Source organism: Enterococcus sp. AAFC-DPL-5182 (genome assembly GCF_058216605.1).
The window spans coordinates 1,293,095-1,316,150 of record NZ_CM177101.1 but is presented as its reverse complement, the minus strand read 5'-3'; the positions used below and the strand labels follow the sequence as shown (position 1 = coordinate 1,316,150).

Here is a 23,056-nt window from a genome sequence, read left to right as displayed (position 1 = left end):
TACACCTCCAAAACGATTACAGAACTTTATCTTTTTTGTAAAAACTACTTCCATAAGGGAACATACAATTTCGATTCATAAATGTAACGATAAAAAAACCAATGATAAAAACAACAATGATTATATATGAAGACACTATCGTGATAATAGTGCAAACTAAACCAATCAGGTACAGCAATATTAATTTAATAACACTTTGTTTTATATAATAGTTTTGGACTGTCTTTTTCTCTATACAAATAGATAAACTAAACTCAGATATTGATGCTTTTCGTACAAACATTTTTTTATTAATAAATGAAATCATATATCTCACAAAAACCAAAGCTAGTATTGTAAGTAAAAAATAAGAAACACGACTGACTATTGAGTATGATTCGTCTATTCCTTCAAATACATTTTTTAACGATTCATATAAGATTCTTCCGCCAATAATACCTATAGCTATAAGTGGAATCATTCCTTTATGTTGTTTTTCATTTTTTATAAGGCTATCGAATGTTTTTTTATTAACTTCAGTTGCTTTCAATGGAAATAACCAAACTAAGGTTGGTAAAAACCACGCCCAAAAATTGCCATCAATATCTATTAGATAGTATTTTTTATCTAGTTCAGCTAGCTTATAGCGATCACTTATTGATTTATAAACTTTCATGCGCTCACCAACCAAAACTGGAGACTAATTTGTCAAATTTGCCTGAAACAGTTTGTCCTATATCATTCATTGTACCGCTTAGCTTATTTAGACCACTATCAAAATTTTTCGCCCAATCATTACTCATGTCTTTCAACCCAAAGACATTTCCATCATACATTACGCTTGCTGCAAGACTGCTCAGCACAGCTACCGAAACAATAGCCCATCCAGCAGGATTACTTCCTAGAAATATCATTCCGCCCGTTGTTAACCATGTTGCAGTACCTGCTACAGCAGTATTATGAGCAATTGACTGACCTAGTGTATTCCCTTGCGAAGCATCACTGACCATTCCAACGGTAAAACCTATAGCGGGAATTCCTACATTTTTTGCAATTTGACCAACAGCATATGAACTTGCTCCATTTAAACTTGCATTCATAGAAGCACTATTAATATTTGCTAAACCAAAGGCAGTGAAGGACGAACTTCCATTAGTCAACATTCTGCCTAGAGCATCAAAATTAAGATACTCCCCTGCTGATTCTAAAAGTGCATCTAACTCTATACCAGATAAATCATCAGCATATTTTCCAAAGGTTTTCTTTAATGATTCTGAAACTTTCTTTGGAAAGGTTATATCTTTATCCCTTTTTTGAATATCTGCTAAAATAAGTAAATCTTTTGACGTTACCTTTTCTGGGAAAAGTTTAGCAATTCTATCCACTTCTCTTTTATCATAAGTATTACTAACTTTTTTTGCCCAATCCAACGCTTTCCCTTTCGGAACCGAAAACGTCCCAGTCGCAGGATTAAAACCACTATTCGCCTGTTGCAACCCTTGCGATAACGTCGAATAAAAACTATTCACCCCATCAAAAATAGCAGGTGACGTCCCATTAAACGTCATTAATTTCTCTAACTTCTTCTCTAAATCCCGCTTAGTCGTCTCTAACGATTCAATAATCCGCCGATTCGCTTGTTCCAACGGATTCGTTCCAGTCGGAAGCTTTGGCACCCCTCGATTAATACTCTCCATATTCAGAATCGACGTATTGATCTGTTGAATTCGTCGTTCTAAATCATCTGACTTCAAGTCAATACTATCAACGTCAGACGTATATTGATCCACAAATTTTTGACAAGCTTCTGCTGTCATGTCTGCACCCACTTCGGCACCTTGAACTAAAGGTTGGATCACTGCCGCAAAGAATTCTTTGGCAGAGTCATAGCCTTTACTTGATAATTCGCTTGCTCCCATAAACTGTTGATTGCTTTGCATCAACGACGTATAGCCTTGTGCTAATTGGCTGCACGCACTTTTCACACTAGACGCTTGGCTTCTCGCTTGACCGAGGTACATATCAATACTCATGCTTTTCCGACCTTTCTTCTTTTGTTTTTATTTCTTGCCAATGTAGGTTTTCTTGTTGATCTTCTAACGCTCTTGTTTGTTTTGTTAGTTCTTGCTGTTGTTCCTCTAAAAAGTCTTGAACGCCTCGGCTTTGCCAGTTGATTTGTTCGGCCATATCTTGATACAACATATCTGTCTGGCTTTGGGCAAATTCTTCTTGTAATTCATTGAATAATTGCTTTTGATAGAAAAAATATTCTTCGTAATGTTCTTCTGTTTTGTTGATGCCGCGTTTTAAGTCTTCGAGTTTTTCTTGTTCACGTTCGAGTTGGATTTTTTGTTGTTTGATTTCTTCAAGGGTGGACATCATTTATTCCTCCTTTCAGTTTAAGGAAGCATTTGATTATACTGCATTTGAGCGATTCGTTGATCGACTGCTTCGAATTCGGCTGCCACTGACCGAATATTATTACTTGCTTGGGTAATGGCTTGGACAAGTGAGGTGTTGAAGGTCGTTAGTTGTGTAATTGCTTGTTGCGCATTGTTATTACCTGCAACGGTTGTCTGAGTATCTTTTGTGATCGTTGTCCCTTGATTTAGAGAGCTCACCGATGATGCTATAGATGTAGCAACAGCTTGTGCTACTGCGGAATTACTATTTATATCTTTTGGCATAGCTTATCCTCCTATGGTTAATCGTTACTAAGATTGTATAATAGTATATATATTTAATTGTAATTCTTAAACAACTCAATGTAAATATATAATTTTCAAATGTGTCATATGATTAATTAAAAGAAATTTATAACATACACGGAACAACCTAATCTAAGTCCTATTTTTAGGTTTTTAAGTCGTACAAAAAACAGATAGCCTAGAAAATGTCTATTTTCCAAACTACCTGTTTCGTTAATTTACTTCTGTACTCTTATCAAATCCAGCACATCTCTTGGATTCCCTACATCAACATTCACCGTGCGTACATTATCCAAAATATCCTGAGTCAATGCTCTCACTTTTTCTGGATCATTGGCAACTTCTGCGCCGATTTGCCAATGACTTGGAACTGGATATACGTTGATCGTTCCATTCCGGTTACTTGTGTAAACGATTTGTCCCTCAGCGCTATAGCCACCGTATAGTATAATAACATCCGTCGGATACGTGACACTCCCTTTGTCATATTGATCGAGCGGTGTTCCTGCAGCTATTGTTTTTGCATTTAGTTCTGACGGTTTCACACCAATCAAGGTCAGCCACACACGAGCATATTCAATCTGATCGTCTGAGTAACCAAGTAATAGTTTATCGTCTCCTGTCGCTTGCTCTTTTGCTTTATCTGCCTCTGCTTTGGCTTGTTCTATAGCCTTATTGACTTCTTGTTCAGCAGCTTGTTTTTGCTGAGTTAAAGCATTGATCTGACCTTGAGTATCGATCATAGCTTTCATTAAAATCAATTTTGCAGTAAACGTTGTTTTCAGTTCTTCGTTTTTAACTTTTTCGATTTCTTTATTTAAGGTATTATAATCGCTTTGTTGGACTGTTTCTTTTGGTATATTTCCGTCAAAGGATTCATTGAGTAACTTTTTGATTTTCTCTTCTTGATCCACTTGTTCTGTAGCATTTTGGAGGATAGAATCGATGGCTTCTTTCCATTTCCCTTTTAGGTCTTTGTTTTCTGAGAGTGTATCCTTGACTTCGGTAATTTTTCCTTTCGTCAAGTCTAGCGTGATCGGTAATTCTTTTTTAATGTTGTCGCCTTTGATTGCAAGTTCTTTTGAGCTGAATAACTCATTTGTTTCTGTTTGTATTTCTAATTTCGTATTTGCCAATGCAACTTTTTTCTGTAGATTTTGAATAGTCGTTTCTGCTGTATTCGTATTTATCTTGTTTTCATACTCGCGTTTGAGTTTTTCAATTTCAGTTTGTTTCTTTAACAGTTTTTCTTTGGTTTCTTTGATCGTTACGGGTTTGATTTCTTTACTTAGAAATTCTTGTTTTTCATCAAAAAGTGCTGCAACTTCTTTATAAAGAGCACCGGCTTCCATTGCTTCTTTTTCTATAGCCGCTATCTCCTTTTGTGCCGTTGTAATTTTTGCTTGCTTTTGGAATATAATGCCCCCGATGACGAGAGCTACAAGTGTTAGTGCTCCAATAGAAATCCCCAAAACTTTTTTCTTCATTTCTTCCCCACTCCTGTTCGTTAATAGAAATAACTTATTATTTTTTACTCCCCATAGATAGTTTAGCATATTTATCTATTCTGTCATTTTAAATTCGAAAAAAGTATAGTTAATAAAAAATAAGAATCATCCATTAAAGGCTAACTCTTATTTTTTGCTATTTATTAGATGAACTCTCACTTGAAGCTTACTCTACATCTTCTTCAATAGTTATTTTTCCGCTTTTTACCTTATTCACCGCACTAAACATTTTTGCTGGAAACATTCTTTTGATATCTTCTTCATAAAACGAACCATCTCCAGGTTCTTCATATTGAATGACTGTGTAACCATTGTTTTGTTTTTCAAGCGTATAAACTACAGGAAAATTTGAGCCATAAACATCTTGTCCAGCTTTATCAATACCTGAAACCGTTTGGTTAAGGTAAACAGTTATTTTTTCTTCATTAACTTCCTGTCCATAAAAATCTAAAGTCAATTTGATTTTTTTCACCTCTGGACTAGCTTCTACTGTTTCAGAATTAAAATATGTTTCTGCTTTCATATAATTGAAGATTGTTTCGCCATATTTTTTTCGTTCTGATTTACTAACGGGGTCAGTGCGATCATCCTTCTTTAGTAGTATTGATCCAATTACGACTAGAACAATACATACAACTGCCACTCCAACTTTCTTTTTCATTTTCTTATCTCCTTATCCTACTCATAACACCCTCTATCGCTTCACAGCTTTCATCCTTAATCTCCGATAATCAGCCTCCCACTGGCTCTCTTTCCACAATTTCCCCTTCAAATCTCGCTCCATATGTTCAAGAACCGTCTCTTTCTCCCCGCCTGTCAACTCACCCAATTCATCAGCATAAAACTGCTCCATCCACTCTCTCAAACCACATTCCCCACCTTTAAGTGGTGTTGGTCGATCGTATTCCATCATCTCCACAACTTCAAAATGATTCTTTTCGAGCAAGTTCCGATAATCTGAAACCGACGTAAAACAAAATGGCTCTTCAAAAGGAACCCCCAACGCATTTAATTCTTTCCCAAAAGCTTCTCTAATCGCCTGGACATTCCCCACTGCACCAAACTCACAAATCAACTGACCATTCGCCGTTAAATGTTCACTAATATTTTTCAATAACCGATCTTGATTCGGTATCCAATGAAAAACAGCATTTGAAAATGCTACGTCATACGTCTCAATTTGATTAGTAGGATTTAAGATATCTTCCAGAAAAAAGTTCAAATCAGGATAACTCTCTTTTGCTTGATTAATCATATTCAATGATTGATCGATCCCAGTTACCTCATGCCCAAGTTCTGCAATTTGCTTCGTCAACGCTCCCGTTCCACAGCCAATATCCAACACTTTTTTCGGCTCTTTAGGCAATAGTTCCAATAATCCAGCTCCATATTTAAAAATAAAATCATGTGTCGTATTATATTTTTTAGCATCCCATTCCATTACGTGCACTCTCCTAACGATGTAATGAAAAGAAGCTACACCGAAATTTATTCATCGATGTAGCATTCTTACTATTTCTTATTGCCAATAAGCTGGAATCTTCGCTTCATAAGCCGCAATTTCATCATCATGGGTCAAACTGATGGCAATATCATCCAACCCGTTTACCAACTTATGTTTCCAAGTGCTGTCGATTTCAAAAGAATACGAACCATTTGGCGTAATAACTTCTTGCTTAGGCAAATCGATCGTAATCGTTTCATCTGCCCCAAGTCCTGCTAATGCATCCAACTCTTCATGCGTCAATACAATCGGCAGTAACCCATTTTTTGTCGCATTCATATAGAAAATATCACTAAAACTCCCTGCAATAACGGCTCTAAATCCATAATCATCTAGAGCCCAAGCCGCATGTTCTCTTGATGATCCTGAACCAAAGTTATCACCTGAAATCAAAATCGTCGCGTCTTTATATTGTGGTTCATTTAATGTAAAGTCTGGATTTGGTGTACGATCTGGCAAGTAACGCCATTCATCAAATAAGAACTCACCAAAACCTGTTTTTTCGATTCGTTTTAGAAATGATTTTGGAATGATCTGATCAGTATCGATATTATCGTTCATTAGTGGAACCGTTGTTCCTGTATGTTGTGTAAATGCCTCCATTATGCCCCAAGCTCCTCTCTAATATCTCTAAATGTTCCTTCAATTGCAGCGGTTGCCGCCATCGCTGGGCTGCAAAGGTGAGTTCGTGCGCCTTTGCCTTGTCGTCCTTCAAAGTTTCGGTTAGATGTCGAGGCACAGTGAACGCCCGCTGGTACTTGGTCTGGGTTCATTCCTAGACACATAGAACAACCTGGTTCACGCCATTCAAAACCTGCTTCGGTGAAGATTTTATCCAAACCAATTTTTTCAGCCGCTTTTCGAACCGGTCTTGAACCTGGCACTACGATTGCCGTAATGCCTTCTTTAACTTTTTTGCCTTTTACGATGCGCGCTGCTTCTTCCAAATCAGATAGGCGACCATTTGTACAAGAGCCAATAAAGACATAGCCGATTTCGATATCGGATGGACGTTGTCCCGGTTTTAGATCCATGTAGTTATAGGCACGCTCGTCATTCATATCTTTGATTTCAGGGAAAGTCCCTGTGATCGGGATACCCATTTCCGGATTAGTGCCCCACGTTACAAACGGCACCAATTCGTCGGCGTTTAGTTCTAAGTTAGTATCATAAACGGCATCTGGATCACTTGGTAGTTTTTTCCAATCTGCGATCGCCGCGTCCATATCTTTCGGTGCATATTCTCTGCCACGCACATACTCAAAGGTTTTTTCATCCGGCGCCATCATCCCCATTTTTGCGCCGCCTTCGATCGCCATATTACAGATAGTCATGCGTTCTTCCATTGTTAAGTTTTCGATCGTTTCACCGTAAAATTCAACTGCATGTCCCACACCAAAATCAACACCGTATTTTGCGATCAACGCTAGGATAATGTCTTTGGCATACACGCCTTTTGCTAGTTTACCAGTAATTTTGACACCCATCGATTTTGGTTTATTTTGCCAAATACATTGAGTTGCAAAAACATGTTCCACTTCACTTGTCCCGATACCAAAAGCTAAGGCTCCAAATGCGCCATGAGTTGCCGTATGAGAATCCCCACAAACGATGATTTTTCCTGGTTGTGTTAAACCTGTTTCAGGTCCCACCATATGCACGATTCCTTGACGGTCACTCCCGTTATCACAAAGAGTTACACCAAATTCTTCACAGTTTTTTTGCAAGGCTTCGATTTGTTTTTTGGCCACCAAATCGGTGATATTAAAGATATCCTTTGTTGGAACATTATGATCCATCGTACCAAAAGTTCTATCTGGACGACGGACTTTTCTTCCTGCTTCTCTTAGTCCTTCAAACGCTTGTGGTGAGGTTACTTCATGAATCAGATGAAGATTGACGTAGAGTAATTGCGGTTCTCCAGCAACTCCTGATACTACATGTTGTTCCCATAGTTTATCAAATAGTGTTTTTCCCATGCTTAGTCACATCCATTTTTTATTTTCATTCAAATTCTTAAGCTTTTCTACCTAAATATACTGCGTAGTTATAATATTTATAGACGACATCTACATCTTGAAATCCAACTGTTTCCAATGTTTTTAATTCAGTCATCATCGGTTGTGGGCGGTCTTCTTCAAAATGACTTTTCAACCAGCGTTCTTGGATTTCTTTTAACGTAATCTTCTGGTTCATAAAAGCGATCCATTTTTGCAAGAACGCTTCTTGTAAATCGGAACTAGATGCTTTGATTACATCTGCATTGATAAAGAGTCCGTTTGGATTTAAAGCATCGTAGATTTGACGATAAAATTTTTTATGCGCAGCTTGATCTTCTAAATGATGAAGAGCAAGTGAAGAAACCACCACGTCATAGCTTGTTTCAAATGTCAACTGTTCAAAAGAGCTGGCAATACAGGTCACTTGATTACTTAACTTTTGCTTAGCCATCCTCAACATTTCTTCACTCATATCGACACAAGCGATCACAGCGTTTGGATAATCTTCTTGAATAGCCTGAGCCAAGGTACCTGTGCCGCAGCCGAGATCGATTACTGAAATTGGTTGGTCTTTTTCAAAAGGAATACTTGCAACGATTGCTTCGATCATTTGGTCATAATAAGGAATGATTTTTTGAATAATATCGTCAAATTCTTGGGCTTCTTGGTCAAAATGGATTTGAATCTGTTCAGTACGTTTCATTGTTTCTTCACCTACTCTTTCATTCGTTCTTTTAATTTAGTTCAATTCTTTGATTACGGCTTCGGTAAAATCAGTGGTTGTCGCTGTTCCACCAAGATCCGTTGTTAAAATGCCTTGGTCCATGACACGATCACAAGCATCTTCGATTTTCTTCGCTGAGCTTTCTAAGCCAAACGATTGGCGTAACATCATCGCAGCCGACAAGATCATCGACATTGGATTGGCGATATTTTGATTGGCGATATCAGGTGCAGAACCGTGGATCGGTTCGTATAATGACGGACCTGTTTCACTGTGACTCGCGCTCGGCATCATTCCTAGTGAGCCTGGAATCACCGATGCTTCATCACTTAGGATATCACCGAATAGATTTTCTGTGACAATCACATCAAATGTTTTTGGTTTTTGAATCATGACCATCGCCGCTGAATCAACTAATTGATGTTCTAAGGTACAATCTGAAAATTCTTGTGCTACTTCTTCCGCTGTTTGACGCCATAATTTACTAGTTGCTAGGACATTGGCTTTATCGACAGATGTAACTTTTTTATTTCTGGTACGAGCGATTTCAAAAGCTTTTCTGATAATCCGTTGAATCTCAGCTTTTGAATAAGTACATAGGTCTGAAGCTTTTGTCTCTCCTAGTTGTTTTTCGCCAAAGTAAATACCTCCTGTGAGTTCGCGGACAACAACGAAATCAACACCTCGAACATTTTCTTCTTTTAATGGAGATAAATGAACCACTGCATCTGGCACTGAGATTGGACGGATATTTGCATACAATCCTAAGGCTTTTCTTAAGGATAATAACCCTTGTTCAGGACGTTTTGGTGCATCGTCCCATTTTGGACCACCGATAGCACCTAGTAAAATTGCATCGGCTTTTTCACAAGCTTTGAGTGTTTCTTCTGGTAACGGATCCCCTTGTTCATCGATACCAGCACCACCAAAGGCAAAGCGTTCAATATCAAAATCCAAATTATCTTGAACCATGATTTCGGCTATTATTTTTAGCGCGCTATCCATGATTTCTGCTCCAATGCCATCTCCTGGCAAGGCTACGATTCGTTTAGTCATTAGGCTCTCCCCACTTCTTTTTGAAATTGTTCACTGGCTTTGACGTAGGCTTTGGCTGAAGCCTGTAAGACATCAAAGTCGATGCCGATGCCGTTGAATTGTTTATTATTTTCACTATCTGCTAAGGTTACATGAACTTCTGCTTGCGCATCTTCTCCACCCGTGATGGCTTTGATGTAATATTCTTGCAGTTCTGGTTTTTGAACGAATATTTTATCGATAGAGTTATAGATCGCTTGGATACTACCAGAACCAATCGCTGATTCTGTTTTACTTTCGTCTTCTCCTGTATTGATGGAAACGATCGCTCCTTGGCTGCCGTCAGAAACATATTGTAGTTGGACACGCTCTAAGCGATAATCTTCACTGCATTCTTGCGCTTGTCCGACCATCAGGGCGATCAAATCATCTTCGGTGACTTGTTTCTTTTTGTCAGCTAGTGATTTGAAACGTTTAAAGGCATCTTTTAGTTCCTCTTCTGTTAGTTGGTAGCCAAGAGCTTCCATCTTTGTGGCAAATGCATGACGACCAGAAAGTTTTCCTAGCGGCAATGAGTTTTCATTTACCCCGACAAGTGAAGGTGTAATAATTTCATACGTATCTGGATTTTTCAATACCCCATCTTGATGGATACCTGATTCATGTGCATAGGCATTCGCTCCGATGATGGCTTTATTTCTCGGTACCGCTACAGCTGATAGACGACTGACGAGATCGCTGGTTCTTTTAGTTTCGTTCAATAGGATATTGCTTTGAGCATTATAAAAATCTTTTCTGATATAAAGAGCCAATGCGACTTCTTCAAGAGCGGTATTACCCGCTCGTTCACCGATTCCATTGATCGTCCCTTCTACACGGCGGGCACCATTTTCGATAGCCGCTAAGGCATTGGCCGTCGCCATTCCTAGATCATCGTGACAATGTGAAGAGAAAATGATTTCTTGGTCGCTTTGAATATTTTCGATTAGAAATTTAAATAATGCACCGTATTCCGTTGGATTTGAATAGCCAACTGTATCTGGAACATTAATGATGGTAGCTCCTGCATCAATGGCTGTCTGAACAGCTTTTAGTAGAAATTGCTTTTCTGTTCTCGTTGCATCTTCTGGTGAAAATTGAACTTTTTCAAATTTGCTTCTAGCGTAACTGACATGTTCTTTAATAGAAGCAATCACTTCATCTGGTGTCATTTTTAGTTTAAACTCCATATGAACTGGGCTTGTTGCCAGAAAAACATGGATTTGCGGATGCTTGGCGTTTTGTAAAGCTTCATGTGCGCGGTCGATGTCAGCTTTTTGGCAACGTGCCAAACCTGCGACGGTCATCTTTTCAGCGCTTTCTGCGATAGCTTTGACGGCTTCAAAATCACCAACAGATGCAATCGGAAATCCCGCTTCGATCGTATCAATTCCCCATTTTTCTAATTGTTTAGCGATTTGAACTTTTTCTTTGGTGTTGAAATTTACTCCCGGTGTTTGTTCGCCGTCTCTTAGAGTGGTGTCAAAAAATTGGATAGTGTTCATGTTCATACGTCCCTTCTGAATCTTCATTTTTTTGATTAGGTTAAATGAAGCGAACGAGACTTCTCTCTTCGTTCGCCAAGTATTGCGCATCATCAGCTCTGCAAGCAATCGTTGTGTTTTGCAATAAAAAAACATCCCACGAATATGGGATGTTCTATCATCCCGTTCATGCAATGCGAAAACAGGACTCTCAACCTCTGATAAGAAAAAGCTGTGCTGCAGCTGGTTTCTAAAAATCAGTGTGATGAGTCCTTCAGTAATAATAAGAATGTAATTGTCGTTGTCTGCTTGTTCATCATCTTCAACATCCTTTATTGTCAGAATTTTTAAATAATTCAAACTATAGTGTTAAAGATACAGAACTTTTAAATCAAAGTCAATAGTTTTATGAGAATTTTTTTAAGAAAAGCTGAGAAAAATGTCTTCTCAGCTATGACCTGCTTATTACAGTTTATCTAGCGCCTGCCCTAAGTCCCCCAAAATATCATCAATATTCTCAATTCCAATTGATAAACGAATCAATTCTGGTGAAGTTCCAGAAGCATTTAATTCTTCATCACTTAACTGAGAATGTGTTGTTGAAGCAGGATGAATGATCAATGACTTTGCATCCCCAACATTGGCTAAGAGTGAAAAGAGTTCGACATGATTGATCAAGTTCTTCCCTGCCTCGGCTCCACCTTTCACACCAAAAGTAAACACTGAACCTGCGCCTTTAGGTAAATATTTTGCTGCAAGCTGATGATATCTATTATCAGGTAAACCTGGGTAATTGACCCATTGAACTTTTGGGTGCTTATTCAAAAATTCCGCAACAGTCAGAGCATTTTCTACATGACGTTCTAATCGCAAAGATAATGTTTCTAAACCCAAAATCAATAAGAAACTATTGAATGGCGAAATCGCTGCTCCTGTATCTCTTAATAAAGAGACTCTTAAACGAGTAATATACGCTGCAGCTCCCACGTCTTTTGTATAAGAAAGTCCGTGATAACTTGGATCTGGATCAACTAATTTAGGAAATTTGCCATTCGCCCAATTGAATTTGCCTGAATCAATGATGACACCGCCCAAAGCAACACCATGCCCACCAATAAATTTTGTTGCAGAATACACAACGATATCCGCGCCAAAATCAAAAGGGCGATTTAAATAGGCTGTTGCAAAAGTATTATCAACGATCAATGGAAGTCCATGTTTATGAGCAATCTCTGCAATTGCCTCTAAATCAGCAACATTCGTAATTGGATTGCCAATTGTTTCTACAAAAATCGCTTTTGTGTTCTCTTTGATAGCATCTTCAAAGTTACTTAATTGATCTGGATCGACAAAAGTTGTTGTAATACCAAACTCTGGCAATGTATGGGCAAATAAATTAAAGGTTCCACCATACAACGTTGAAGCCGAAACAATATGATCACCACTACTTGCAAGATTCTGAATCGCATAAGTAACAGCAGCCGTTCCAGAAGCTACTGCAACCGCTCCAACGCCCCCTTCTAACTCGTTCAAACGATCTTCCAAAACTGCTGTTGTAGGATTTGTGATCCTAGTATAGATATTTCCCGCTTTAGATAGCGCAAATTTTTCAGCCGCATCTTGCGTATCGTCAAATGTATAAGAAGTTGTTTGATAAATCGGAACAGCTCTTGAATTTGTTTCTTTATCCGGTGTGTGCCCGCCGTGGATTTGGATTGTTTCGAATTGATAGTTAGAGTTTGTCATTATGCTTCATTCCTTTTCTATGTTTTATTCTGTTTATCTTGTTTACTTTACTGATGCACATGTCACCTTCTTGCATAATGACCACCTCTTTCTATTATTCTCATTAAAAAAGAACTAAAAAAGCCGCCCCCTACTAGCAATATGCTAGTAAAGGGCGACTGTCGCGGTACCACCTTTATTGGAATTTAGTTCCATCTCGATCCAAACGCCGAATTTCTTCTTGATTTGGTGCTTGGTTAACGGTAGCTGCCGTAAAAATCAAAATGATTTTTCCTCTCCAAGATCATTTTCGACAAGGGATCATTACTTTCTTGCACCAAACGAAAGCTCTCTACTTCTAGCTGAATGAAATGAATCAGCTAGATTCTAATGTCTGCTTGTGTACTCTTCTTTTCAATGAGTTTTTTTATTAAAACCAATATTAGAACATTCTCATTTTTTTGTCAACTTTTTTCTTTCGTTTCCATTTTTTTCTAAATATTTATTTGTATTTGAGTGTCCTATTTCTCTTTCTTTCTATTTTTTATTATAATTAGAGAAATTGGAGGTCGATTTAATGTCAACGAATAATGAAAAAGTAGAATTACTTTTATCTTATCTATCTGAGATTCACACGAAAAGTTTAACATTGTATGATTTAGTCACTAGCCGCCCGCGTCCTGAGGATACACGTATTCTTTTGAATATCAACGAGGTATTTACTTATTATCACAGCGTACGTGTCTTTTACTACAGTAACAGTGAATTGACTGCCTCAGAGGTTCACCCTTTTTTTAAAGCCTTTGAAGAATTCTATTTTGAATTAAAACAAGTCTTTCTCCTTGAAGAAGACAATAGTATCCTACTTTATAATAAGTTAACGGCTATGAAAGATTCTTTTGAGCAGTTGACGAATGATTTTAATGTTTTATAATAGAGTAGACAACAGGTAAAGAAGGTGCCCAAATGGATCAAAGCGAAGTCGTAGACCGCTTGCGCGAAGAGTTGGAAATTCCATTTTTTAATGGAACAATCGAAGAGCGTGAGTACACAGAAGCTGAATACCAAAAAATCAAAGCTGACCTAGTTCAGTATTTTGATGATTATGTTCGTAATGTAGAGAATTAATGCAAATGAATTGTAGTTGGATTTTTTAAGTCTAAAGTAAAGCTTAATTGCTTTTACTTTAGACTTTTCTATTTTCCCAAGTAATCTGATTTTTTTATTAATTAACATAAAATCTAAAATTTTAGAATCAATCCAATATGTATAAAATAACTCTCGATATTTTAAAATACAAAAAAAAAACATATATTAATGAAATAATAAATAGTCCGAAAAACAAAAATAAAAAAACCACCGGCTGAAAAGGCCGATGGAAAAGGAGTATTACTCAATAAGAGTAAAATGAAAAATAAAAAGGTTGTTGTTGGTATGAATATATAATACAACACATTTTTTCCTTTGTCTACTAAAAATAACATTAAAATGAAATTAAATATCACTATTTTTTGTCATTTTTTCGTTTGTTTTTTTATTTTTTCAACAAAAGATTACTCATTCGTGTGATTGCAAATGAAATATCATCAGTTGCTTTATCTTGTTTTTCTTCTGAATTATTGAAAAGATCGATATCTATGCCTTTTTCAGGATCTAAAGACAAAATCATCTCGTTGCATCCAGCCAGATATTCGATGTATGAACGTTCAAATTTTTTATGAATACCCATCACGCGTGCTGGGGGACGTAATTTAGTCACTTTTTCCAACATGATTGTATATTCTTTTGTTCCATCTTGGAAAATACGTTGAATTTCAGCAATTCTTTCTGGTGCTAATTCAGTTGCTTTTCCTTCATCGATCGCTGTACGCACTTCTTCATAGTATTCGTTCATTTTTTCGCCGACTTCTTCTGTTTCTTTTACAATATCATTGATGTTTTGAACATAATAGCCTAAATTTGGTTTCACTGTCTTTCCTACTTTCTTTTAGTAATCACTCAATTTTACACTTTTTCATAGGTAGATGACAAGAGGAATCTGGAAAAGAATATTTTTCTACTAATTTTTAAGAGAAAAAAACTGCAAACATTTTGTTGTCTGCAGTTTTTTAATACTTTATTTAATTTCATCACTTGTTTTGATGATTTTAGAAATCATACCATAATCTTTGGCTTCGTCCGCTGACATCCAGAAATTGCGGTCTGTGTCTTTTGCGATTTTTTCGTATGTTTGACCTGTTGCTTCAGCAATCAAGCGGTTGACACGTTCACGCATGCGGATGATTTCTTTGGCTTCAATCTGAATCTCTGTACTTTGACCTTGAACTCCACCAGCTGGTTGATGAATCATATAGCGTGTATTTGGCAAGCTATATCTGTTTTTCGCATCAGCAGCTAAATAAATCGTAATACCCGCACTTGCGACCCATCCTGTTCCGATCACGATCACTTCTGGTTTTACAAATTTGATCATATCATGAATCGTATCACCAGCTTCAACGTGTCCGCCTTGGCTATTAATGAAAATCTTGATTGGTTCGTCTCCCATTGCTGCAAGTAGCAATAATTGAGAAGTCACTTCTCGAGCTAAATCTTGATTGATTTCACCGTAGATCAAAATTGTTCGTTCTTCAAAAAGTTTTTTCATAAACGCATTAGGTTGTTGTTTTTCTTCTGTTTCTTCATTTTCATCTAAATAGTTCATATCTGTAACCTCCATAGTTTAAAGCTAAATATCTATATTAATAATACCGCAATCTGAGAATTTGTCCACTTTTTTGACTTGTTTTGACCTTAAAAAAAGACTTAGTCAAAATCAAGGCTTAGACAGATGTTAAAAATAGAAGAGACATCCCTCATACGATGGATTTCCCTTCTATTTCGATAAGAATTAATTCGCTAAATCTTCCCCATTACTATGAATAACTTTTTTATACCAATAGAAAGAATCTTTTGGTGTTCTCGCAAGCGAGCCGTTTCCTTGATCATCTTGATCTACATAAATAAATCCATAACGCTTAGACATTTGTGATGTACCGCAACTGATCAAATCGATACAGCCCCATGTCGTATACCCCATTAAATCAACACCATCTTCAATAGCTTCTTTCATTTGCTCAATGTGCTTTTTAATATAATCGATGCGGTATTCATCATGAATTGTTCCTTCAGGTGTTAAAATGTCTTTAGCACCTAATCCATTTTCACAAACAAATAATGGTAATTCATAACGATCATACAATTTCATTAAGGAGATACGTAAACCAATCGGATCAATAGGCCAATCCCATTGAGATAGTTCTAAATAATCATTTTTGATTGGACTATCAAATGTTACGGCTAATTTCGCAGCATCTTTTCGTGCCTCTGTAACATGTGACATATAATAACTAATTGCCACGAAATCGACTGTTCCTACTTTGAGAACTTCTTCATCTTTTTCATCCATCTGAATATGGATATCATTTTCTTTGAAATAACGTGCCATATAACTTGGATAAGTTCCTCTTGCTTGAATGTCTGGGAAAAACATATTTAACTGATTTGATTTAACTGCTTGTAACTGATCTTCTGGTTTGGTTGTTCTGGCATACGCTTCAATTTGATTGATCATACAACCGATTTTCGCATCCGGCGCTAATTGTCGGGCTGCTTTCACTGCTAAAGCACTAGCTAAAAATTGATGATGAGAAGCTTGATAAGCTGCTTGCAATTTATTCTCTACTAAATCTTCTAAAATACCAGAACCTGTATATAGACTATTCAATGTCATATTCATTTCATTGAACGTAATCCAATACTTTACTTTACTTTTGTATCGTTCTAAAATCGTACAAGCAAATTTTTCAAATAAAGGAATAAGTTTCCGACTGATCCAACCATTGTATTTTTGTGTTAAAGTGATTGGCATTTCATAATGTGACATCGTCACCAACGGTTCGATTCCATATTTTAAACATTCATCAAAAACCTTATCGTAAAATGCTAACCCTTCTTCGTTTGGTTCATCTTCTAATCCTGTTGGAAAAATCCTTGCCCACGATATTGATAAGCGGAAAACTTTAAAACCCATCTCTGCAAACAACGCAATGTCTTCTTTATAACGATGATAAAAATCAATACCCCAACGTTTTGGAAATAGATATTTTTCTGGGTTTGATAAATATTCTTCTAATTCTTTTGAATTCACATTAAAAGTAAAATTATCGACTTTCCCAGTTTTATAAGGATCTTTATATGAGACCAAATCTGATGTGGATAGTCCTTTACCTCCTTCTAAATAAGCCCCTTCGATTTGATTGGCGGCTGTTGCTCCCCCCCATAAAAAGTCTTTTGGAAAACCTGTTTGTAGTTCTTTCATTGTATATCCTCCTATATTTATTATTTTTTTAATGAGTTCCATCAGTGTGATTTGTTTCTTCTTTAAGGAATCCTTTGGACTCTTCCTCTGGTTATGAACATCTACAGTATAAACAACTACTTTTTACTGCATTTAACTCACCTCACATAAAACTTTTCGGTCATCTCTTCCTACTCCTCTTTTTTCAATACGTTGCTAATTTAAAATGGTAATCAAATCATCCCCTACTGAAACAGGATCTTTCTTCAAAATCGGGACAACTTCAAAAAAATCAGGCGTATTTGTCACAATAATTGGTACTTCAGTCGAGTAGCCCTGCTCCTTAATATAATCAAGATCAAATGCAAGCAGTTGTTGACCAGCACTGACCATATCCCCTTTTGAGACGAAGGATTTATAGCCTTTCCCTCCTAAGCCAACGGTATCGATCCCTACATGGATCAATAATTCCACACCATCTGTTGATGTAAGGCCAATTGCATGTTTTTCAGGTGTAATAACACTTATTTCTCCAGAAAAGGGAGCAAAAATCATCCCATCATCTGGCAAAATAACGAGCCCTTTCCCCATGATTGCTTCTGAAAAAATTTGATCTGAACAGCTTGCTAAATCCTTTACTTCTCCAGATACGGGCGCTAAAACCGTACCAATTTCTTTTTCATTTATAGTAACAAATTGCTTTCTTTCTTTTTCTGTGTCAGCATCTACTTCAAAACTAGTTTTAGTCACTGCAGTCAGTATAAACGCTAAAACAGCAGTAGCTAGTACACCTATAAGGGCAATAATAATATTTCTAGATGAACCATCTGGATTTACAAAAACGGGTAATGAGAGAATCCCAGGAGCGACAAAAGAAAACATTTTGACCCCCATAGTCACCATAACAGCACTGACAATACCACCAGCCATCATGACAGCATATAAAGCTTTTTTATATTTCAAAATGACGCCATACAATGCAGGTTCAGTGATTCCGAATAAGGCTGAAATAGCCGATGAGTAGGAAACTTCTTTCATGTCTTTGTTTTGAACTTTAAAAGCAATAGCTAAAGTAGCAGCCGCCATTGCAACATTGGCAAATAAACTAATTGGTAAAAAACCATTCTCATAGCCCAATCTGGAAATATTTTCCAACATCATTGGGAAAAACGCGTAATGCATACCGGTCATAATAATCAAAGGATACAGCCCACCTAAAACCAATCCATAGATAAATGGCACCTTTGCCGCTAACCAAACAGAAATAGTCGCTAAGCCTTTGCCGACATAAAAACCAATTGGACCAAACAATGCTAAAGTCAATGGAATCATGATCAATAAAACCAGTAACGGTGTAAAAATCATCTTTACAACACTAGGCACAATCTTATCCACCACTTGATAAACATAACTCATTACCCATATCCCTAAAATAATTGGAATCACTGTAGATGTATAACTCATCACTGGAATCGGAATGAAATGAAATAACTGTAACGTTGTTTCCCCATTTAAAATCGTTGGGTAAAGCAATGAACATGCCAATGTAACACCTAAAAATTCGTTCACTTTGAAACGTCTAGAAGCAGACACCGCAATCAGAACTGGTAAAAAATAAAAACTTGTATCTGCGACGATCGTCAGAATCTGAAAGGTATCACTTCCTTCTTTGATGAAATGAAGCATAACCAATAAAGGCAAAATTCCTTTCATCAATCCAGCACCAATTATTGCTGGTAAAATAGGTGTAAAAATCGCTGCAATCGTTGTAAAAATATTGTCAAAAAATGATTGTTTACCGCTACTTGTTCCTTTCGTAGCTGTTAGATATGGACTGATTTTGTCATAAACTTTATCCACATTACTACCGATGATCACTTGCAACTGGCCGTTTTGAAATCTGGCATCTATCACACCGTCAATTGCTTTTAGTGCATTTAAATGAACTTTATTTTTGTCCTCAATATATAATCTTAATCGTGTAAAGCAATGTGTTCCATCTTTGATATTGGCTGTGGTTCCAACGTTTTCTATAATTTCCTGAGCTATTTTTTCATAGTTCATCAAACGTCCTCCGTTCATTTTTTAAAATAAAAACCTAGGCGATCTAAAGAATCCATCCCTTGTTTTAAGGATCGTCCATTTAGATCACCTAGGTTAATGCCTTTTCGTTACACGCCTAGCTGAATTTTCTATTTTACTTCAAATACGACACGTTCGATATGAATGATTAAATACATCATTTCATCATCGTTAACATTCAAATCGTACTCTCTTTTCAATAACTCTTTGATCATCAATGCGCACGCATAGCTTTTTTGATATTGCTCTTGGATGATTGCGTATAATTTAGCGTCGCTTTGTTTCATTTCCTCTTTATTGTGCAATTGTCGGTTCATAAAGTATCGAATATGGGTAACAAAACGTGAGTAATTGACACTTTCTTTGTTTAAAGATACGCCAAACAATGATTGAATGATTTTTACCATACTTTTTGTGATTTTGGCAATTAAAATTGCATCATGCTTCGACTCAAAATTATCTTGAGCATTCACAAAATGTAAGGCAATAAACGAAGCTTCTGTTTCTGATAACCCTACACCTAGTTCTTCTTTTACTATTGTCAGGGCTTTTTTCCCTACTTCAAATTCTTTATAATAAAGGAACTTGATTTCCCAGCGTAGTGTATTCTCATCTAGTTGGGTATTGTTTTGTTGCCGTTCAATAGCAAATTGTAGATGATCTGCTAACGAAATCAAAATTGTTGAGTTTAGCTTTTGTTCTAAATATTCTTCTCCCATCTGAATAATTTTTCCAGTTGTTGACAGTACTTCTGGCGATATTTCTTCTAGTACCTTAGAGAATGGTTGACTTTCCTGCATTTGAAAGACTTTGGCAGCCATACTCGGTTCAATGATATCGCCTTTTTTCTTTTTGAAGCCAACGCCTTTACCAAAAAGAATCAATTCTTCATGTTTGTCGTCAACGACTAAAACTAAATTATTATTTAGCGATTTTACCGTCACGTACATGGCCATCACCTCCCAAAATACAAAAAAACACCAAACTAGAGTAGTTAAATAAGACTACAATAGACTTGGTGGTGCCTGATCGTATCAGTTACACTCCTGTTGTTCTATGTCATTAATTTATCATATCAAGATAGCGCTGTCAATCTCTATTTTTATAATTTTTTATTTCATTGATTTCTTGAAACAAAAAAAAACTAAAACAACTCGCTTAAAAATGAGTTGTTTCAGTTTTTTTATTGTTAATTCAATAATTAGCTCTTGCCCATTTTACGTTGAATAAATTTTACGATCTCAACGATTGGAATAATCGCAAATGATGTTCCAGCAACGATGCCCCATTGGTAAGCGTCTAGGGACGTTACACTAAACAAGTCATTGAATCCTGGAATTAAGATCGTTGCTGCTAGTAATAGGAACGATACTAAAATAGCCCAGTTAAATGATTTGTTTCTAAACAAACCAACTTTAAAGATTGATTGGTAAATAGACTTCACGTTAAATGCGTGGAACAATTGAATCAAGCCTAATGTTGCAAATGCCATTGTCAACGCATCACCATGTTGTAGATCATACAATGCTGTTGCAGATAAGTTTGGCATATTGGCTGCTGTATGAGCTGGGAATTCGATCGCCATTTTGTACACGATCAGAGTCAAGGCACCTTGTGTGATCCCTTGATAAATCACACTGCTCAAGACACCACCAGAGAAGAAGTTTGATTTCTTTCCACGTGGAGCATGGCTCATCACATCACGTTCAGCAGGTTCTACACCTAATGCAATTGCAGGGAAGGTATCGGTTACTAAGTTGATCCACAATAAGTGAACAGGTAGTAAGGTATCCCAAGCTAGCATTGTTGCGATAAATAGTGTTAATACTTCCCCAAGGTTGGCAGAAAGTAGGTATTGAATCGTTTTTTGGATATTTGAGAAGACTTTACGCCCTTCTTCAACCGCTACGATAATTGTTGAGAAGTTATCATCCGCTAAAACCATATCGGAGGCACCTTTTGATACTTCTGTACCAGTGATCCCCATTCCAATACCGATATCGGCTGCTTTCAGAGCTGGGGCATCATTGACACCGTCACCTGTCATGGCTACAACTTTACCTTCTTGCTGCCATGCTTTAACGATACGTACTTTATGCTCTGGAGAAACACGTGCATAAACGGAATAATGTTCAACGACTTTAGCAAATGCTTCGTCAGATAATTCGTTTAGTTCTGCACCTGTGATTACGGCATCATCATCGCCCTCTTTAATAATACCAAGACGAGCTGCGATTGCTTCTGCTGTATCTCTGTGGTCACCTGTGATCATGATTGGACGAATGCCCGCTTCTTTTGCCACTTTAACAGCTTCCGCTGCTTCTTTACGCTCTGGATCGATCATGCCGACAAGCCCTGCGAATACTAGGTCTTTTTCAACTAAATCAGAATCCATTTCAGCTGGAACTGCATCAACGATTTTGTATGCCATCCCTAAAACACGTAATGCTTGTTTGGCTAATTTTGTGTTGGTCGTTAAAATTTCTTGACGTTGTTTGTCATCCATTGCTGGTGTTTGACCGTTTAATAAAACTTCCTTACAACGTTTTAGTAATTCATCTGGTGCACCTTTTACAGCGACTAAGAATTTACCATCTGCTAATTGGTGAACAGTTGTCATTAATTTACGGTCTGAATCAAATGGAATTTCAGCAACACGAGGTTCAGCCGCAACTTTTTCAATTACGTTGAACTCATGATCTAAACCATATTGCACAAGTGCTGTTTCTGTTGGATCACCGATCAATGAACCATCTTGCGCGATTTTTGTATCATTTGTATAGTTCATGATTTTTAATGCCATGTTGTCTAACTGAACTTCAGCTGTTGCAGGTTTTACTTCATTGTCTGTGTAAAGTGCTTCAACTGTCATTTGGTTCAATGTTAGTGTACCTGTTTTATCAGAACAGATAATATCTGTACTACCTAATGTTTCAACTGCAGGTAGTTTGCGGACGATAGCATTTTTCTTCGCCATCTTTTGTGTTCCTAATGCTAAAATAATCGTAACGATAGCTGGCAATCCTTCTGGAATCGCTGCAACAGCTAATGAAATCGAGGTTAATAACATATCGATCCATGTACGGCCGTTCATCATGCCCACAACGAACATAACAGCGGCAATCACTAAAATTGCAATCGTCAACATCTTACCTAATTGGTTTAAGTTTTGTTTTAATGGTGTTTCTGTTTCTTTTTCGTTAGCTAACATACCAGCGATTTTACCAACTTCTGTATTCATTCCTGTACCGACAACCACACCGATTCCTCGGCCATAAGTAACGTTACTGTTTGAATAAGCCATATTGATCCGATCACCGATACCGATGTCATCAGACGTTCCTTCTAAAACGATTGCTTCTTTTTCAACTGGAACAGATTCACCAGTCAAAGCTGCTTCTTCAATTTTAAGACTAGCGGCTTCTAACAAACGTAAATCTGCCGGCACAACATCTCCAGCTTCTAATAAAACGATATCTCCTGGTACTAATTCGTCACTTTTAACAGTGATCACATGACCATCACGACGAATATTCGCATTTGGTGAAGACATTTCTTTCAAAGCTTCAATTGCTTGTTCGGCTTTGGCTTCTTGGATCACACCGAAGATGGCGTTTAAGATCACCACAAGTAAAATGATGATAGAATCAACAAAGTCTCCTGAGAAGACTGCTGAAATTACAGCGGCAAATAATAATACGATGATCATGAAATCTTTGAATTGTTCAAAGAATTTGACAACGATCGATTTCTTTTTCCCCTCATCTAACGCATTGGCGCCATAACTCTCTAACCTTTTTTTGGCTTCTTGATCGGACAATCCTTCAACTGTCGTATCAAACTTTTGTAAGACCTCTTCATCTGATTGCGTGTAAAACGCTTCAGATAATTGAACCTTTTTCTCTTCTGACATGTTCTTCCTCCTTATA

General features: G+C 37.1%; 21 protein-coding genes and 1 other annotated feature. Of the genes, 2 read left to right on the top strand and 19 right to left on the bottom strand.

Features of this window, described 5'->3' with window-relative positions; genetic code table 11:
• Nucleotides 1-16 precede the first annotated feature (16 nt).
• The 13 genes from AC4BB7_RS06090 to AC4BB7_RS06030 form a co-directional block, all read right to left on the bottom strand.
• Nucleotides 17-655, bottom strand: coding sequence for a DUF443 family protein (locus AC4BB7_RS06090; RefSeq protein ID WP_490484739.1), 639 nt, complete (start codon nt 653-655; stop codon nt 17-19).
• 4 nt (nt 656-659) lie between these two features.
• Nucleotides 660-2,012, bottom strand: a complete 1,353-nt coding sequence (locus tag AC4BB7_RS06085) for an LXG domain-containing protein (protein WP_490484738.1) — start codon at nt 2,010-2,012, stop codon at nt 660-662.
• Nucleotides 2,002-2,361, bottom strand: coding sequence for a DUF3958 family protein (locus tag AC4BB7_RS06080; RefSeq protein ID WP_490484737.1), 360 nt, complete (start codon nt 2,359-2,361; stop codon nt 2,002-2,004). Before AC4BB7_RS06080 ends, AC4BB7_RS06085 begins: the two co-directional genes overlap by 11 nt.
• A 17-nt stretch (nt 2,362-2,378) precedes the next feature.
• Nucleotides 2,379-2,666 carry a TIGR04197 family type VII secretion effector gene (locus AC4BB7_RS06075; RefSeq protein ID WP_086312298.1) on the bottom strand — a complete coding sequence of 96 codons (288 nt, stop codon included), beginning with the start codon at nt 2,664-2,666 and terminating at the stop codon, nt 2,379-2,381.
• Between the two features lie 239 nt (nt 2,667-2,905).
• Nucleotides 2,906-4,174, bottom strand: coding sequence for a YdeJ family lipoprotein (locus tag AC4BB7_RS06070; RefSeq protein ID WP_490484736.1), 1,269 nt, complete (start codon nt 4,172-4,174; stop codon nt 2,906-2,908).
• A 187-nt stretch (nt 4,175-4,361) separates the two neighbouring features.
• Nucleotides 4,362-4,856 (bottom strand): hypothetical protein, encoded by a 495-nt coding sequence (locus AC4BB7_RS06065; RefSeq protein WP_490484735.1) that lies wholly within the window; start codon nt 4,854-4,856, stop codon nt 4,362-4,364.
• Nucleotides 4,857-4,889: 33 nt separating this feature from the next.
• Entirely contained in the window at nt 4,890-5,636 is a 747-nt protein-coding gene (locus AC4BB7_RS06060) for a class I SAM-dependent methyltransferase (protein ID WP_490484734.1), read from the bottom strand.
• A 78-nt stretch (nt 5,637-5,714) separates the two neighbouring features.
• On the bottom strand, nt 5,715-6,302 hold the full coding sequence (gene leuD / locus AC4BB7_RS06055) for a 3-isopropylmalate dehydratase small subunit (protein WP_490484733.1): 588 nt from the start codon (nt 6,300-6,302) through the stop codon (nt 5,715-5,717).
• The gene (gene leuC / locus AC4BB7_RS06050; protein WP_086312293.1) at nt 6,302-7,678 is read right to left on the bottom strand and encodes a 3-isopropylmalate dehydratase large subunit; all 1,377 of its coding nucleotides are present in this window, start codon (nt 7,676-7,678) and stop codon (nt 6,302-6,304) included. Before leuC ends, leuD begins: the two co-directional genes overlap by 1 nt.
• 37 nt (nt 7,679-7,715) lie before the next feature.
• The gene (locus AC4BB7_RS06045; protein ID WP_490484732.1) at nt 7,716-8,402 is read right to left on the bottom strand and encodes a class I SAM-dependent methyltransferase; all 687 of its coding nucleotides are present in this window, start codon (nt 8,400-8,402) and stop codon (nt 7,716-7,718) included.
• Between the two features lie 36 nt (nt 8,403-8,438).
• Entirely contained in the window at nt 8,439-9,479 is a 1,041-nt protein-coding gene (gene leuB, locus AC4BB7_RS06040) for a 3-isopropylmalate dehydrogenase (protein ID WP_490484731.1), read from the bottom strand.
• A complete protein-coding gene (locus tag AC4BB7_RS06035; protein WP_490485123.1) occupies nt 9,479-11,002 on the bottom strand; it encodes a 2-isopropylmalate synthase in 1,524 nt (507 codons plus the stop codon). Before AC4BB7_RS06035 ends, leuB begins: the two co-directional genes overlap by 1 nt.
• Before the next feature lie 444 nt (nt 11,003-11,446).
• Nucleotides 11,447-12,727, bottom strand: a complete 1,281-nt coding sequence (locus AC4BB7_RS06030) for an O-acetylhomoserine aminocarboxypropyltransferase/cysteine synthase family protein (protein WP_490484730.1) — start codon at nt 12,725-12,727, stop codon at nt 11,447-11,449.
• Between the two features lie 147 nt (nt 12,728-12,874).
• Nucleotides 12,875-13,133, bottom strand: a binding site (T-box leader).
• Nucleotides 13,134-13,283: 150 nt separating this feature from the next.
• Here AC4BB7_RS06030 and AC4BB7_RS06025 point away from each other — a divergent pair.
• On the top strand, nt 13,284-13,640 hold the full coding sequence (locus tag AC4BB7_RS06025) for a hypothetical protein (protein WP_086312286.1): 357 nt from the start codon (nt 13,284-13,286) through the stop codon (nt 13,638-13,640).
• 32 nt (nt 13,641-13,672) lie between these two features.
• A complete protein-coding gene (locus AC4BB7_RS06020; protein ID WP_086312285.1) occupies nt 13,673-13,834 on the top strand; it encodes a hypothetical protein in 162 nt (53 codons plus the stop codon).
• Between the two features lie 406 nt (nt 13,835-14,240).
• On the opposite strand, the gene AC4BB7_RS06015 is transcribed toward AC4BB7_RS06020, so the two are convergent.
• The 6 genes from AC4BB7_RS06015 to AC4BB7_RS05990 all read right to left on the bottom strand — a co-directional run bounded on the left by AC4BB7_RS06015 (nt 14,241) and on the right by AC4BB7_RS05990 (nt 23,040).
• Nucleotides 14,241-14,675 (bottom strand): hypothetical protein, encoded by a 435-nt coding sequence (locus tag AC4BB7_RS06015; protein ID WP_086312284.1) that lies wholly within the window; start codon nt 14,673-14,675, stop codon nt 14,241-14,243.
• A 147-nt stretch (nt 14,676-14,822) separates the two neighbouring features.
• Nucleotides 14,823-15,410, bottom strand: a complete 588-nt coding sequence (locus tag AC4BB7_RS06010; protein WP_086312283.1) for an ATP-dependent Clp protease proteolytic subunit — start codon at nt 15,408-15,410, stop codon at nt 14,823-14,825.
• 186 nt (nt 15,411-15,596) lie between these two features.
• Complete coding sequence (locus tag AC4BB7_RS06005; protein ID WP_490484729.1) at nt 15,597-17,066, bottom strand: glycoside hydrolase family 1 protein; 1,470 nt, start codon at nt 17,064-17,066, stop codon at nt 15,597-15,599.
• 195 nt (nt 17,067-17,261) lie between these two features.
• Entirely contained in the window at nt 17,262-19,109 is a 1,848-nt protein-coding gene (locus AC4BB7_RS06000; protein WP_490484728.1) for a beta-glucoside-specific PTS transporter subunit IIABC, read from the bottom strand.
• 128 nt (nt 19,110-19,237) lie between these two features.
• Nucleotides 19,238-20,077: a PRD domain-containing protein gene (locus AC4BB7_RS05995; RefSeq protein WP_490484727.1), complete on the bottom strand. Its 840-nt coding sequence runs from the start codon at nt 20,075-20,077 to the stop codon at nt 19,238-19,240.
• A 251-nt stretch (nt 20,078-20,328) separates the two neighbouring features.
• A complete protein-coding gene (locus AC4BB7_RS05990) occupies nt 20,329-23,040 on the bottom strand; it encodes a cation-translocating P-type ATPase (protein WP_490484726.1) in 2,712 nt (903 codons plus the stop codon).
• Between the last annotated feature and the right edge of the window lie 16 nt (nt 23,041-23,056).

Excerpts from the sequence above, each read along its gene's own strand:
- leuD (WP_490484733.1), bottom strand. The coding sequence starts at position 6,302 with ATGGAGGCATTTACACAACATACAGGAACAACGGTTCCACTAATGAAC.
- AC4BB7_RS06030 (WP_490484730.1), bottom strand. The coding sequence starts at position 12,727 with ATGACAAACTCTAACTATCAATTCGAAACAATCCAAATCCACGGCGGG.
- AC4BB7_RS06000 (WP_490484728.1), bottom strand. The coding sequence starts at position 19,109 with ATGAACTATGAAAAAATAGCTCAGGAAATTATAGAAAACGTTGGAACC.
- AC4BB7_RS06045 (WP_490484732.1), bottom strand. The coding sequence starts at position 8,402 with ATGAAACGTACTGAACAGATTCAAATCCATTTTGACCAAGAAGCCCAA.
- AC4BB7_RS06010 (WP_086312283.1), bottom strand. The coding sequence starts at position 15,410 with ATGAACTATTTAGATGAAAATGAAGAAACAGAAGAAAAACAACAACCT.
- AC4BB7_RS06080 (WP_490484737.1), bottom strand. The coding sequence starts at position 2,361 with ATGATGTCCACCCTTGAAGAAATCAAACAACAAAAAATCCAACTCGAA.
- AC4BB7_RS06025 (WP_086312286.1), top strand. The coding sequence starts at position 13,284 with ATGTCAACGAATAATGAAAAAGTAGAATTACTTTTATCTTATCTATCT.
- AC4BB7_RS05995 (WP_490484727.1), bottom strand. The coding sequence starts at position 20,077 with ATGTACGTGACGGTAAAATCGCTAAATAATAATTTAGTTTTAGTCGTT.
- AC4BB7_RS06060 (WP_490484734.1), bottom strand. The coding sequence starts at position 5,636 with ATGGAATGGGATGCTAAAAAATATAATACGACACATGATTTTATTTTT.
- AC4BB7_RS06020 (WP_086312285.1), top strand. The coding sequence starts at position 13,673 with ATGGATCAAAGCGAAGTCGTAGACCGCTTGCGCGAAGAGTTGGAAATT.
- AC4BB7_RS06090 (WP_490484739.1), bottom strand. The coding sequence starts at position 655 with ATGAAAGTTTATAAATCAATAAGTGATCGCTATAAGCTAGCTGAACTA.
- leuC (WP_086312293.1), bottom strand. The coding sequence starts at position 7,678 with ATGGGAAAAACACTATTTGATAAACTATGGGAACAACATGTAGTATCA.
- AC4BB7_RS05990 (WP_490484726.1), bottom strand. The coding sequence starts at position 23,040 with ATGTCAGAAGAGAAAAAGGTTCAATTATCTGAAGCGTTTTACACGCAA.
- AC4BB7_RS06075 (WP_086312298.1), bottom strand. The coding sequence starts at position 2,666 with ATGCCAAAAGATATAAATAGTAATTCCGCAGTAGCACAAGCTGTTGCT.
- AC4BB7_RS06035 (WP_490485123.1), bottom strand. The coding sequence starts at position 11,002 with ATGAACACTATCCAATTTTTTGACACCACTCTAAGAGACGGCGAACAA.
- AC4BB7_RS06070 (WP_490484736.1), bottom strand. The coding sequence starts at position 4,174 with ATGAAGAAAAAAGTTTTGGGGATTTCTATTGGAGCACTAACACTTGTA.
- AC4BB7_RS06005 (WP_490484729.1), bottom strand. The coding sequence starts at position 17,066 with ATGAAAGAACTACAAACAGGTTTTCCAAAAGACTTTTTATGGGGGGGA.
- leuB (WP_490484731.1), bottom strand. The coding sequence starts at position 9,479 with ATGACTAAACGAATCGTAGCCTTGCCAGGAGATGGCATTGGAGCAGAA.
- AC4BB7_RS06085 (WP_490484738.1), bottom strand. The coding sequence starts at position 2,012 with ATGAGTATTGATATGTACCTCGGTCAAGCGAGAAGCCAAGCGTCTAGT.
- AC4BB7_RS06065 (WP_490484735.1), bottom strand. The coding sequence starts at position 4,856 with ATGAAAAAGAAAGTTGGAGTGGCAGTTGTATGTATTGTTCTAGTCGTA.